Origin of the sequence: Micromonospora sp. NPDC023966, assembly GCF_040639095.1 — a bacterium.
Taxonomy (GTDB): domain Bacteria; phylum Actinomycetota; class Actinomycetes; order Mycobacteriales; family Micromonosporaceae; genus Micromonospora.
Map to the genome: position 1 here is coordinate 73795 of NZ_JBEZZJ010000003.1, position 13711 is coordinate 87505.

At 70.2% G+C, this 13711-nt stretch carries 10 protein-coding genes; 4 read left to right on the forward strand and 6 right to left on the reverse strand.

The genetic code is table 11. The features are described from left to right. Positions 1-29: 29 nt before the first annotated feature. The 5 genes from AB0F68_RS06760 to AB0F68_RS06780 form a co-directional block, all read right to left on the reverse strand. A complete protein-coding gene (locus tag AB0F68_RS06760) occupies positions 30-968 on the reverse strand; it encodes a substrate-binding domain-containing protein (RefSeq protein ID WP_357333393.1) in 939 nt (312 codons plus the stop codon). Positions 969-977: 9 nt separating this feature from the next. Continuing rightward, entirely contained in the window at positions 978-2099 is a 1122-nt protein-coding gene (locus tag AB0F68_RS06765; RefSeq protein WP_357333394.1) for an enolase C-terminal domain-like protein, read from the reverse strand. Between the two features lie 86 nt (positions 2100-2185). After that, the gene (locus AB0F68_RS06770) at positions 2186-3244 is read right to left on the reverse strand and encodes a LacI family DNA-binding transcriptional regulator (RefSeq protein WP_357333395.1); all 1059 of its coding nucleotides are present in this window, start codon (positions 3242-3244) and stop codon (positions 2186-2188) included. A 44-nt stretch (positions 3245-3288) separates the two neighbouring features. Further along, entirely contained in the window at positions 3289-4650 is a 1362-nt protein-coding gene (locus AB0F68_RS06775; RefSeq protein WP_357333396.1) for an aldehyde dehydrogenase family protein, read from the reverse strand. Then, the gene (locus AB0F68_RS06780) at positions 4650-5732 is read right to left on the reverse strand and encodes a hypothetical protein (RefSeq protein ID WP_357333397.1); all 1083 of its coding nucleotides are present in this window, start codon (positions 5730-5732) and stop codon (positions 4650-4652) included. Before AB0F68_RS06780 ends, AB0F68_RS06775 begins: the two co-directional genes overlap by 1 nt. Positions 5733-5872: 140 nt before the next feature. On the opposite strand from AB0F68_RS06780, the gene AB0F68_RS06785 reads away from it, so the two are divergent. Together AB0F68_RS06785 and AB0F68_RS06790 are read left to right on the forward strand one after the other, a co-directional pair. Next, on the forward strand, positions 5873-6370 hold the full coding sequence (locus AB0F68_RS06785; protein WP_357333398.1) for a hypothetical protein: 498 nt from the start codon (positions 5873-5875) through the stop codon (positions 6368-6370). A 157-nt stretch (positions 6371-6527) separates the two neighbouring features. Continuing rightward, positions 6528-6743 carry a hypothetical protein gene (locus tag AB0F68_RS06790; RefSeq protein WP_357333399.1) on the forward strand — a complete coding sequence of 72 codons (216 nt, stop codon included), beginning with the start codon at positions 6528-6530 and terminating at the stop codon, positions 6741-6743. 91 nt (positions 6744-6834) lie between these two features. On the opposite strand, the gene AB0F68_RS06795 is transcribed toward AB0F68_RS06790, so the two are convergent. After that, positions 6835-7335 carry a hypothetical protein gene (locus AB0F68_RS06795; RefSeq protein WP_154226468.1) on the reverse strand — a complete coding sequence of 167 codons (501 nt, stop codon included), beginning with the start codon at positions 7333-7335 and terminating at the stop codon, positions 6835-6837. On the opposite strand from AB0F68_RS06795, the gene AB0F68_RS06800 reads away from it, so the two are divergent. Both AB0F68_RS06800 and AB0F68_RS06805 read left to right on the forward strand, forming a co-directional pair. Beyond that, the gene (locus AB0F68_RS06800; protein WP_357333400.1) at positions 7334-7525 is read left to right on the forward strand and encodes a hypothetical protein; all 192 of its coding nucleotides are present in this window, start codon (positions 7334-7336) and stop codon (positions 7523-7525) included. The genes AB0F68_RS06795 and AB0F68_RS06800 overlap by 2 nt on opposite strands. Positions 7526-7678: 153 nt before the next feature. Beyond that, the gene (locus AB0F68_RS06805; RefSeq protein WP_357333401.1) at positions 7679-13660 is read left to right on the forward strand and encodes a DUF4011 domain-containing protein; all 5982 of its coding nucleotides are present in this window, start codon (positions 7679-7681) and stop codon (positions 13658-13660) included. Positions 13661-13711: the final 51 nt, after the last annotated feature.

Here is a 13711-nt window from a genome sequence, read left to right on the forward strand (position 1 = left end):
TCGGACGGTGGCGGCCGCTCGGTGTGTGGTCAGGTGAGAGTCGGTGCGGTACGCGGGGCGAGGTCGACCCGCTCGAACCAGGTCTTGAATTGCCCGACCGTCTCCGGGGTGTAGGTGACGGATGGCAGCACGAAGACGTTGCCGGCGCGCTCGTCCGGGTCCATGCCGCGGAGCGTGAGCGCCTCGGGTACGCCCAGCCGGACGAGGTCGGAGATGGCGGCCGCCGCGTAGAAGCCGAAGTAGTACTCCTGGATCCATGTCGACGCGGCTACCGCGCCGTCTGCCAGCAGCGCGACCGTCTCTGGCAGCATGTCGAAGCCGACGACGGCGACGCGGCCGCGGCGGCCGAGGGCCTCGACGGCGCGGGCCTGCACGATCGGGTGGTAACCGTAGACGCCGAACATCCCGGTCGTCTCGGGGTTCCGGTCGAGGAGTTCCCGCGCGGTCTCGAAGGCGCAAACGGCGTCCTCCCCGTCACTGGGCGCGTCGACGACGCGGATGCCGTGCTCGGCCATGACCGCGTGGAATCCGGTCCGCTTGCCGACTGCGCCCGGTGCCTTGGCGGACCCGGTCTGCACGATGACCGTCGCACCGGGGCCGACGAGGGCAGCCATCTGCTCACCCACCCGGCGTCCGGCGCGTTCGGGGGTTTCCATGCCGACGAAGCAGAGCCGGCCGCTGCGGGGGGCGTCGAGGTCGAACGCGACCACTGGGACGCCCCTGCCCGTCGCCTCCGACACGATCTCGTCGAATGCGTCGACCCGGGTGGCGACGAACGCGAGCGCGTCGACGCCGGAATTGAGCTGTGCCCGCATCATCGCGACCTGGGCGTCGACGTCCTCGTGGGTGGGCGCGTCGATCGCCAGGTCGAGGGCGAGCCGGTCGGCGGCGTCACGCCAGCCGGCGTTGACCATGTCCCAGTACGGGTTGCGGTTCTTCTCGGTAATCCCGACACGCAGCGGCTTCATCGACGGCTCCTAGGCATCGGCGGCAGGCACGGCGACCGCCGTGAGGTCCAGGCCGTCGATCCCGAGACCCGGCCGGTCGTTGACGTACGCCTCGCCCTTGTCGATCCAGACGCCGCCGCCGGTGACGATGTCGTTCTCGAGCAACAGGTGGCAGGCGACACCCGTGTAGAGCGGCGCTTTGGAGGCCAGCGCGAGGTGCGCGACGGCGGTGTTCGCCACCCGCATCTCGTTGATCTCGTCGACGATGTAGGAGACGTTGGCCGCCTCCGCCATCTTGATCATCTGCAGGCAGCGCTGGATTCCGCCTACTCGGCTGATCTTGAGGCTGACGATGTCGGCGGCCTCTGCGTCGAGGATCCGGCGCAGGTCGGCGGCGGTACGGATGCCGTCGTCGAGCATGATCGGGATGTTGGTGGCGTTGCGGATCCGGGCCGCGCCACGGATGTCGGCGCCGTCGATCGGCTGTTCGAGGATCACGTTGCGGGGGTGTACGGCCCGGCGTTCGAGGACGGTGACCACTTCGAGTGTGTCCTTCACGCTCCAGCCCTGGTTGACGTCGAGGCTGAGCACGATCCCGTCCGGCACCCGGTCAAGCAGAGACTCGACCAGCGGGATGTCATACCCAATGTCGCCGCTCATCTTCTGCTTGAACGCCCGGTAGCCCTGGGCGACCAGGTCCATCAGGTCATCCGCGGTGCCCTCGTAGGTCGCCGGGGTGATGTGGGTTTTGAGCGACTCGTGGACGCGCCCCCCGAGCAGCTGGTAGACCGGCACACCGAGAATCTTGCCCGTCAGGTCGTGCAGGGCGATGTCCAGCCCCGCCTTGGCCGCGATGTTACCGACAGGCGAGAGGCGGTCGACCGCCATGTTGATCTTGGTGATTTGCCGCGGGTCCTGCCCGATAATCGCGGGGGCGAGGTATTCGATGCCAGCGATCGTGGCGCCAGCGGTCTCGCCGTAGATGCCTGGCGCGTGTGCTGCCTCGCCGATGCCGACCGTGCCGTCGTCGGTGCGTATCTCGATGATGACGTTGGTCTGCTCCGCCGGCTTAGGGTAGTAGCGCTTGTCGGCCTGGTACTCCGGCCGGTACTTGATCGCGACGGGCGTGGTGACGACTTCTGTGACCTGCATCGAATCTCCGTATTGGGTGCTGGAGATGTCAGTTAACGTTAACGTTGCGGCCGCCGTCAAGGCCCTCGCGCATCGGAGAGGTAACGTTAACGTAAGGTGGCTGGCGGGGGCGCCGTGGTTTCCCGGACGATCAGCTCAGGCTCGACGAGCGTGTCGACCGTCGGCGGGGTGGAATGGCCGATCTTCGCCAGCGCGAGCCACAGCGCACGCTCACCGATCAGCGCGAAGTCCTGCCGCACAGTGGTCAACGGCGGCGAGTAGTAAGCGGAATCCGGGCCGTCGTCGTAGCCGACGATGCTCAACTGGCCTGGCACCTCGACGCGGCGCACCCGAGCGGCGCGCAGCACCCCCAGAGCCATCTGATCGTTGGCGGCGAACACCGCCGTGACGTCGGGCTGGTCGAGCAGCCGCAACCCTGCCTCGAAACCGGAGCGGGCCGTCCAGTCGCCCTCGATCGGTGGAGGCACCGGTCGACCGGCCGCTTCGAGAGCGGTCCGCCACCCTTCGATGCGCTGCTCAGTGCCGGTCCAGCCCGCGGGACCCGACACGTGATGGACGGTTCGGTGCCCGAGGCCCAGCAGATGCTGGGTCACCGCGGCCGCGGCGTGCTGGTGGTCGACCGCCGCCACGGACATGCCCACGTCGGTGGGCGCCCACACGGCCAACGTCGGCAACTTACCGGGCAGGTCGCGCAAGGACTCGGCGCTGGAGCTCAACGGCGAGATGATGACGACGACAGCCACCGGCACCTGGCTCAGCTGCGCCATCGCCTGCTCCAGCGTGGCTCTTGTGATCGTGTTGAGGCTGATGACGTTGACGGCGTAGCCCGCGGCCCGGGCGGCCTGCTCGACGCCGAACAGCGTCACGGCGGGACCGTAGAGAGTGGTGGCCAGGCAGATGATGCCGACCGCGCTGGCCTTGCCCGTTTTCAACGCCCGGGCCGAGGTGTTCGGCTGGAAGTTGAGGTCCTTCATAACCTGACGGACCCGCTCACGCGTCTTGTCGCCGACGCCCGGTCGGTCGTTGATGACCCGCGACACGGTCATCATCGAGACGCCGGCCGTGCGCGCCACCTCAGCGATACCGGCGACGCTCCGGTCGGTCTGTCGGCGACGCTCGCCGGCACGCGTATGGTCCGCCGTCATGAGCTGACTCTAGCCATCGGACCGCTCGCCCATCGCTACCACCGTCACCGTCGGAGGAACCCCTTCGGCTCCATCAGGAAGTCCGCGATGTAGCCGTCGTGCGGTACATGCGGCGCGTTCCAGTAGGTGGGGTACGCACCGGCGTACACGTTGCGCACGGTCGGTTCGGCGAGCAACCGCTCGATCAGGCCCTCGTCGTGGCTTAACACGGTCAACGCCAGCGTCTGCCGCAACGGGGCGACTCCGTCCGTCCTCGACCACGGGAACACCCAGACGCACGGGAACGGGAGCTCGACCGGTGCCGACGCTGCGGGATCGGCGGCCAGGAACACCGCGGGGCGGACAGCGGCGCTGCCGTCACCGAACTCGTCGATGATGCCATCCGCGCCGAGAATAGTGGCGGCGCCGGCGGCGGTGTCCCAGACGAACCGCTCCAACCGGCGGGCCGCGTCGACCGGCTGCACGGGGAGGATGGCCGAGTCGTCCTCCGGGGGAAGCGACGGTAGTGATCCCAGCCGCTCGGCGAGCGCCTCGGCCAGCCCTGCGGCGTCGCCCTCGACCATCACCGCCGTGGTATTGGTGCATCCGGTGCCACCACCGCGGCTGACCGAGTCGGCGACCAGGTCGACGTAGTCACGCCAGTCCACGTCGGACGCGATGAGGATCTTCGATCGACCGGGCCCCTGCGGCAGGACTGTCGGGTCCTTCGCGTACTTGGCGATGACATCGTCGCCACCGTAGACCATCGCCCGGTCCGCGCCGCGCAGCATCTCGTCCGCGGCCACGTAGTCGCTCGGCAGGTAGACCACCCGGTCGTGACCGAACCCCGCCTGCCGCAGGGCGGCCACCAGCCGGTGGGACGTGACTGGCTCACGGCGGGACGGGCGCACGGCAACCCGGTATCCCAACGCCAGTGCCTGAACCCAGTCGGCGTGCACGGCTGGGTGGTTGCCCGCAGCGTGCACCGCCAGCACGTCGCCGCGGCGCACCCAGACAGCGGTGCCAGCCTTCGCCCGCGGGTCCTGGATGTCGGTGGCAACTCCGGCTGGACGGGCGAAGGCAGTGTGCATGTCCGCGTCGGCGCAGTACCGGGCGATCTTGTCGGTCGCTGCACGGACCGTCGAGATGCCGAGGCCGGATATCCCGCTGACCAGTCGCAGGTAATCGTTCGCGGTCAGGCCGCCTACCTCGTCGGTCCGGAACGCGGATCCCGCGGCCCGGAGGGCCGCGATTCTCTCGTCGACCGACGACAGCGGGCCGCGTCGCAACTGTGCGACCGCCCGTGCGACCTGGGGCACCGGCGCGAGGCTCAGCTGCGCCACCGGCTTGCCCCGCACGTCCGAGACCGGAACAGGCGTACGCGACCGATGGTCGCCCGACGGCCCGAGGATCGGCAGGTCGTGCATCAGTAGACCCCCTCGACAACGCGGGCGCCGCCGAACTCGGGCAGCGGCTGAACGTCGGCGAAGGAGTCACCCACCTGACCCGGCGACGCGGGCTCGACCCGGATCGCGGTGTCCCGCTCGCTGTTGTTGGGAAGCATGAAGGACCGGGAGACGTGGTTGACGACCATCTGGCCTCGTTGGCCGTGGTCAGCGCCCGCCACGGACACCGTGACGTAGGGAGCCATCGTGGGATCGAACACGCAGGGGTCGTCGTGTCCCAGGCCCGCGCGTTCGCAGCCGCCGGCGCCCAGGGCCATCGTCGTGCCGTATCTGCCGCGGATCACCGCGTCGGGGAACAACTCGGTGCGGTAGAAGGCTCGGCTATCGGCGTCCATGTGCGCACCGCCCCAGAAGATGTGCCTGATCTTCGAGGCGATGAGGTCGACGACATCGTCCCGGCGGACCAGCCGGGCCAGAAGTGGTGGCGTGATGCGTAGTGTCTCGACGTGCTGGGTATGCAGCACGTCGGCGATCTGGTCGATCACGTGTTCGACGTAGGCGTTGACGTCACCGGCCTGCTTCTTGACCCATCGCGGGTCGAGGTCGACGGCGAAGACCGGGATGCCGTCCCCGTAGGCCCAGGCGGCCCGCTTCATCTGGTCCAGCGCGCCGTGTGGTCCGCTCGGAAAGGCGCAGAGCCAGCCCGCGGTCCGGGACACCCCGGCGTCGGCGAGCAGGGCCGCCTCGGCATAGGCCATCCGCTCGGCGAAGTCGCGAAGCAGCGGGATCCGCTTCGGCGATCCGGTGGTCCCGCCACTCTCGATGACACCGACGACGTCGATCTGTCCCTGCAGGCCCTTGGGAATCAGCCACTCGACCGGGAGGTCCCGCAGCTCGTCGGTGACGTTGGGAAACAACCGCAGATCGGCCCAGCTCTTGACGTCGGCGCGCGGGTCGAAGCCCAGCGACGAGGCCCGGCGCAGCCAGAACTCGCTGCCGGTCGCCGGGCCGAAATGCCACTCCATGGCGGCGCGCACGAGCTCGTCTGGGTCTGGCAGGACGTGGTGGGGCAGGTCGAGGACACGAAGGGGTTCTGCTGGCATGCCCACGTTCTCTCTGCTTGTCGGTCAGCTGGGTTAACGTTAACGTAGACCTTCGTGCCAGTAACCGTCAAATGTGAGCTGCGACGCTGGAGCCAGTCTCATCCTGCGTAGGGGTCGCTTCGACGTGGTGCAGGATGAGGATGGGCTGCACGCTCGCGGTGGCGCGGCGCGGGCAGCAGCGCAGCTCTCAACGCGCAGCCGAGGGTGCCCGCGTCCGCGTCGCCCTACGCGACACACTCCGTGCTAACCCCGCCGAATTCCCCTCGGGCAACAACTGCCCGCCTCTGGCGCTGGACGCACACCGCCGCGTCCGGCTCAAGCCCGACCTCAGCTACTGGCCACGCGGCCAGTGCGCCTTCATTGGCGACGTCAAGTACAAGAGGGACACTGGACCCGGGCATAGCAGTGATCTATATCAGCTCCTCGTCTACGCCACCGCCGCCCAACTGCCAGCGGCCACCCTCGTCTACGCGGACGGACCACCCGAACCCCACACCCATCTGATTCCCACCGCCAAGGTGCACCTCTACGTCCAACACCTCGACCTCACCAAGCCGCCCAAAGACCTGCTTGAACAGGTAGAACGTCTGGGTCTTCACCTCACGACCCCAGATGCAAAAGGCCCAAGCGCCGCCTGACAGGCTCAAGTGCGGAATTCGCTGAAGGCATCGCAACTGCCGGTGTATGACGGCGACGGCTATCGCGGCGTCCTGACCACCAACGCCATCGCTCGGTGGCCCGCGGACCAGTTGACCAGGAACACCGGGATCGCGGGAGGAAGAGCCGGTCTCGCAAGTGCTCGCGTTCGCCGAGCCGGGGGAGGACGCCCTCCTGGTTCCCAGGACGATCACGGTGGTGGATGCCATCGACAAGCTCAGCCGAGGCAGGCAGGCCGGGCAGTTGAGCGCGGCGCTCATCATCACTCAGAACGGGAACAGCAAGCAGAAGCCGCTGCGTCTGGTCGCTCCGTACGACCTTCCGCTACTGACCGCAGCCCTCGCCGTCACCTGATTCTTCTGGTCCCCCCCCCGGAAGGCTGCGCCGCCGCTGGCCCCGGCTCATCGGCCGGAGCCAGCGGTGCGAGCGGCGGGAGAGCCGGGAGTCAGCCGGCGAGCGGGCTGAAGCTGCGGCCGTCGAGCACGTTGATGAGCTCGTCGTCGCGGGTGACCTCGTAGCCGCGCTCGCGCAGCTCCGCCACCAGCTCGCTCTCGTGGTCGATCGGGATCTCGAGGAAGTCACCGTTGTGCGCGGTGAACTGGCGCTTGCCGAACCGGTCCTGGAGGTCCTCGGGGAGCAGCTCTAACGCGCGCTCGGTGACCATCCGGGGCCAGTCGCCCTCCATGACCGTTCCCAGCTCGTTGATGTCGAACGGCTTGCCGTCGGCGTAGTCGTCGTCCTCCGGCTCGTAGCACTCGGGGCCGGCAGGGTTCCACAGGTGGGTCATCTGGACCTGGCGGGCTTCGCCCCACGTGCGGGCGGCGGCCAGCGCCTTGATCTCTTCGGCCTCCTCGGTGGCGGTGTTCGCGTCGGCGAAGGCCAGGCAGTCGTGCAGCTGCGCGTGGCCGTAGACCAGGCGCCGGGGGTTCGGGTGGTGCGTCTTCATGGCGCACATCCTGCCGAAGGGGTACGACATCCAAGATCAGGTGTTGATGCGGCGATTGAAAGCGGGATCGGCCAGGGTAAACGGCCGGATGGACCAACAGATGATCATGAAGGATGACGCTAACCTGCGATCCGGGCAAACGATCCTGTCCGGACGGACCAGCCACCGGCGGCGACTCAGCTCTGCTTGAGGAAGTGGTGGTGGACTCGCTGCTCGCCGACATGACGGCACACGACGTCGGCGACGGTGCCGACGAAGCGATCGGCACACGGCCGGGGAGGATCCGCCGGTCGGACGACCGCTAGGCTGACCATTCCCGGCCTTGCCACCTGGAGAAACGCCAATGTCCGACAGCGTCTTCGCGCAGTTCACCGCCGACGACGGCCAGCTCGCAGTCGCGCTGCTCGTGCAGCCGGCGATCAACGCCGCCCTGGTGCACAACCGGGTACCGCTGGTCCGCCACCTCACGCTGGTCAACCGCGGTACGGAACCGCTGGCGGACGTGACCCTGACGCTGGAGCTACTCGGCCCCGACGGTGCGCTCACCGAGCCGTGGACGCGTACCCTCCCGGCGCCGCTGCGGCCCGGGGCGAGCACCGGCTGGGACGACTTCCGGGACGTCACCCCCGACCGCGCGCTGCTCTACCGCACCGATGAGGCGTTCCCGGTCGACTACCGCCTCACCGTCGAGGCGGATGGCCAGGCCTTGACGCTGGTCGCCCCGTCAAGAGTGCTCGCACATAACGAGTGGTTCAACAGCCCGGCCCTCTACGACAGCCTGGCCGCCTTCGTGCAGCCGAACACCCGGGCGGTCGAGGCGGTGCTGCGGTCGGCGGCGCAGCTCCTGCTCGCGCGTACCGGCTCCGGCTCGCTGCAGGGCTACCAGGACGGCTCGGAACGGGGGGCGCTCATCGCCGGCGCCGTGTACGAGGCGCTGCGCCAGCTCGAGATCACCTACCAGACCCTGCCGGCGTCGTTCGAGAACAGCGGCCAGAAGGTGCGGACGACGGCCGCGGTGCTGGACGGGCGGCTCGGCAACTGCCTCGACCTCTCCGTCACCTATGCCGCGTGCCTGGAGGCGGCAGGGCTGCACCCGCTCATCTTCATCAGCGAGGGGCACGCCTTCGGCGGCTTCCTCCTCGAGGAGGAGCGGCTCGGCGCTGCGGCGGTCACCGAGACCAACCTGCTGATCTCGATGGTCGACTCGGGCCGGGCGGTGCCGGTCGAACTGACCCGCATCGGACCCGGCGCCCAGTCGGCGACCTTCACGGAGGCGGTACGGGTCGGCCTCAGCCACTTCCGCGGGGAGGGCCACCGCCTGCAGGGCGTCGTCGACGTCCACCTTGCCCACCGCTCCGGCATCCAGCCGCTGCCCTCGGCCGACGAGCTGGTCGCGCCCGCGCCCGTCGACGCCGAGATGACCCCCGACGCCAGCGCGTCGCTCGACCTCCCGCCCGGTGTGGCCGCGGCGAAGCTGCGCCAGCTTGCCGACGAGGGCGACGAGGTGCCGCAGCTCGCCGACGGCTCCCCGGCGCGCATCCAGCAGTGGCGGAAGTCCCTGCTCGACCTGAGCCTGCGCAACCCGCTGCTCAACCTGCCCAAGCGCGGCCGGGGTCTGGACCTGCACGTGCCGGCCGGTGCCCTCGCCCTGCTGGACGACCTCATCCATGACGGCCGCCAGGTGCAGGTGATCCCGCAGGACGACATCAGCCACGTGCACGAGCTGGCCGGCGCGCGCCGGGCGCAGGACCTCGACGTCGAGATCCTCACCCGGGAGCTGCGCACCGACCGGCGGGTCTACGGCGCGGTCACCGAGGCCCGCTACAAGACCGCTATGCGGGCGCTGCAGCGCGAGGCGCGCACGATGGAGCAGGAGACCGGCAGCAACTACCTCTACCTGACCATCGGCACCCTGGTGCACACCAAGACCACCGGGGGAGAGGCGTACGCGCCGCTGTTCCTCCTGCCGGTGCGCATCGAGGGCGGCAGCGGCCGCCGCCCGTACGCGATGGTCATCGACGGCACCGAGGTGGCCAGCCCCAACTACTGCCTCATCGAGTGGCTGCGCGTCAAGCACGGCGTGCGGATCCCGGAACTGGAGCAGCCGGTCCTCGACGAGCATGGCATCGACATCGCGAAGACCCTGGCCGCGATCAACACCGGGCTGGTCGACAACCGGCTGAACTACCGCATCGACGAGACCGCCAGCCTGCGGCTGCTGCAGTTCTCCACCTTCCAGATGTGGCGGGACCTCGGCGACCACTGGCCCCGGTTCATGGAGAACCCTGTGGTCCGGCACCTGGTGGAGTCCTCCGGCGCCACCTTCGATGACCCGGCCCGCCCGGTCCACGGCGCCGACGTCGCCGTGGACGAGGGGGAGCTGCACTTGCCGATCCCCGCCGACGGTTCCCAGATGCAGGCGATCGTGATGGCCGAGCGGGGCCAGTCCTTCGTCCTCGAAGGGCCGCCCGGCACTGGCAAGTCGCAGACCATCACCAACATGATCGCCCGTGCGGTCGCCGCTGGCCGGTCGGTGCTGTTCGTCGCCGAGAAGCAGGCCGCCCTCGAGGTGGTGAAGCGCCGGCTCAAGCACATCGGCCTAGGACCGTTCGCGCTGGACCTGCACGGGCGCAAGCAGTCCCTCAACGCCATCCGACAGCAACTGCGCGACGCCCTCGACCAGTACGACCTGGGCAGCGACGGCGACTGGACGGCCGTCGAGACGGCCTACCGGACGCGGCTCGCCCCGCTGGCCGAGTACCCGGCGCAGGTCCACACCGCCAACCCCGTCGGGATGTCGCTCTGGTCGGCCTACGAGCAGGTCCTCGCGTACGGCGACGGCCCGGCCGCCCCGGTTCCGGTGAGCTACCTGCACGCACCCGCCGAGGTGCGCGCTCGGGTGGAGACGACGTTGCGGGAGTTCCCGGCGGCCGCGCGCTCGGCGCGGGTTCGGCCCGAGCATCCCTGGGCGCTCAGCGGCTGCCGGACCCTCGACGGGCTGCACGGCGCGGCCGTCACCGAGATCGCCGCCGAGCTCGAACGCCTCCGCGCCGACCTCGCCGCCCACCCCCACCTCGTCGGGCTGCTGGGGACGCTGCCTACCCCGGAGACCGTCACTGAGCTGCAGGCCGGTGCCTGGCTCGCCGTACGCGGAATGCTGCCCGACCGGGAGACCACCTTGCGCGCCGGCGACCGGCGGTGGGACGAGGCGGCGGCCCGGCTCCAAGGGGAGCTGGCCGCCTTCCACCAGGGCTTCGCCGGTGAGCTCGCCACCTTCCGGCCGGACGTGTTCGCCCGTCCCGAGCTGGCCGCCTGGCACGCCGAGGCCCAGGAGGCGGCGAAGAAGCTGCTCGGCAAGCGCAAGCGTCGGCAGGCCGTCGTCGACAAGCTGGCCGTGCACCTGGTTGCCGGCGCGGCGCTCGACGTCGAGCGGGTCGAGGTGACCACCGGTCGCCTGGTCGCCGCCCAGGCGCAGGCCGCCGCGCTGCACCAGCACGCGGTCGCGCTCGGCGGCCTACGAATCCTGGCATGGCAGCCCACGAACCGGGACGCACAGCAGCGGCTGGCGGAGGCGGTCGAGGCGACCCGGGCCAGCCGCACGCTCCTGGCCCGGCACCCGCAGGCCTGGGATCTGTTCCAGCGCGGCGTGTCCGACGTCGACGCCGCCCTCCTGGACCGGGTCGCCTCCCGGTGGCGGGCCTGGCGCGGGGTGCTGCGTTCCGGAGAGCCGGAGCTGGCCCTGTGGTCGGCCGGCTCGCACTGGGTCGACGCCTGGCAGCGGGACGGCGCGACCTGGCTGCATGACCTGCGCAGCGAGGAACTCTTCCCGCTGCGCCGCTGGGCCACCGTCCTCACCCACGCCGACGTGCTCGCCTCCGCCGGCCTCAACGACTACCGGGACCAGCTGCTGCGCGCCGAGGTGAACGGACAGTTCGCCGAGGAGGCGTACCGGCGTGGTGTAGCCGCCGCGTCCCTCGGCGAGAGGGTACGGGCCGGCGGGCTGCAGTACTTCGACCCGGAACTGCACGACGACGAGATCGCCCAGTTTGAGACGGCCGCCGGTGAGCTGCGGTCGGCGCTGCCCGAGCGCCTGCCCTCGGTGCTGGTCCGCCGCCGCCCGTTCAGCCCGACCGAGCGTCGGGGCCGTTTCGCCGACTTCGCGGCGGAACTGCGCCGCAAGCGCGGCGGCCGGTCCTTCCGGGACCTGTTCGAGCATTACCCAGACGCCGTGCTGGCGTTGACGCCGTGCGTGCTGGTCAGCCCCGCCTCGGCGGCGAACTTCCTGGCACCGGGAAGCCAGCGCTTCGATCTGGTTATCTTCGACGAGGCGTCGCAGATCCGGGTCGCCGAGGCGATCGGCGCGATGGGGCGGGGCAGTGCCGTGGTGGTCGTCGGTGATTCCCGGCAGATGCCGCCGTCCAGCATCATGCAGGCCAGCCACACCGTTGACGACGTCGACGAGGGCGACGGCCCGGTGCTGGAGGACCTGGAGAGCATCCTCAGCGAAGCCGTCGAGTCGGGGCTGCCGCAGCGGTGGCTGTCCTGGCACTACCGCAGCCACGACGAGTCGCTGATCGCGTTCTCCAACCGGTACTACTACGACAACAAGCTCTCCAGCCTTCCGTCGCCGGGGATGAGCAGCTCCGCTGGCATCACGTGGCGGCGGGTCGACGGCCGGTACGACCGCGGCGGCTCGCGGACCAACGACGTCGAGGCGCAAGCCGTCCTCGCCGACATCACCCGGCGGCTGCACGACCCGGCCACCGCCGGGCAGTCGATCGGCGTGGTCACCTTCAACATCCAGCAGCGAGACCTCATCCTCAACCTGCTGGAGGAAAGCACAGACCCGATCATCCGCGAGCAGCTCTCCGGCGCGGTCGCCGAGCCGATCTTCGTCAAGAACCTGGAGAACGTGCAGGGCGACGAGCGGGACGTCGTCCTGTTCTCCCTGGCCTTCTCCACCAACCCGGAGACCGGCCAGCTTCCGCTGAACTTCGGTCCGCTCAGCCAGTCCGGCGGTGAGCGGCGGCTCAACGTGGCGATCACCCGGGCCCGCCGGCAGGTGGTGCTCTTCTCGTCCTTCAACCCGTCGGACATCGATCTGTCCCGCACCTCGGCGATCGGCACCCAGCACCTGCGGGCGTACTGCGAGATGGCCGCCGCTGGCGCCGACCGGCTGGGCGACCTGACCACCGACCGGGCCGAGCGGCGCAGCCGCATCCGCGACGAGGTGGCCGCCGCGCTGCGCGACCGCGGCCACGAGGTCCACACCTCGCACGGCCTGTCCGACTTCACCGTGGACCTCGCCGTACGCCGGCCGGGCTCGGCACGCTGGCAGGTGGCCGTCATGCTGGACGGCCCCGAGTGGAGCGCCCGCCCGACGGTGGCCGACCGGGACCTGGCGCCCGCCCTGCTCCGGACCATCATGGGCTGGCCGGAGGTGGTGCGGTTCTGGCTGCCGGCGTGGATCCACGACCGGTCCGCGCTGCTCGACCGCGTCGACGACGCCGTCGCAAGGGCCGATGCTCCAGAGCCGCCTGCGCCGGCGGAGGCCGTCGCGGCTCACGGCACGGTCGAGTTGCCGTCGCCCCGCACGGCCGAGGACGTCGAGCAGGTCCACCTGGTCGAGCTGTCGGGTCTACCCCTTGCGGAGGACACCGAGCCCGCCACGGGAGTAGCGTCGGCACCCGTTACGGGCCTCGCCATCGCCTCCGCGCCGGCCCCCGTCGCGAGCGCGCCGCCGGCGACAACCGGCGGCATCGACGTCAGCCCCTTCGTCCCGTACGCCCCGACGCCGCTCGGCGACCAGAGCGACCTCGACCTGCTCGCCAGCGACCAGCGGGTACGCGGGCTCGTCCGGGAGGCGCTGCGGGAGATCATCGCGGCCGAGGGACCGGTCGAGCAGCACCGGCTCGCCCGCCTGGCCCTGGCTCGGTTCGGCTTCCTGCGGACACGGGAGGACCGGCGCCTCGCTGTGCTCGCGCTCGTCGACAGCCGCCGGCTGTACGGCCATCCCACGGTTGGGCGGTACGCGTGGCCCGAGGGGACGGATCCGCAGACGTACCGCGCGTACCGGGTCACCCAGGCGAGCAACGACCGGGCGTTCGAGGAGGTGCCTCCCGAGGAGGTCGCCAACGCGTTCGTGCACGTTCTGCAGGACGTGCCGAGCGTGGACGAGGAGCGCCTGCTGCGCGCGGGGCTGGAGCGCCTCGGCTACCGACGGCGCACCGACAAGATCGACAAACTGCTCCGGTACGGCTTGCACGTCGCTGTGACCAGCGGCCGAGTCCGGTTCGACCGAGAGGGACGCCTCACTCTGGGTTGACGTGAGTCGTCAACGTGACCGTGCCTGGGCGAAGCCCTGGCCGTCCACGCC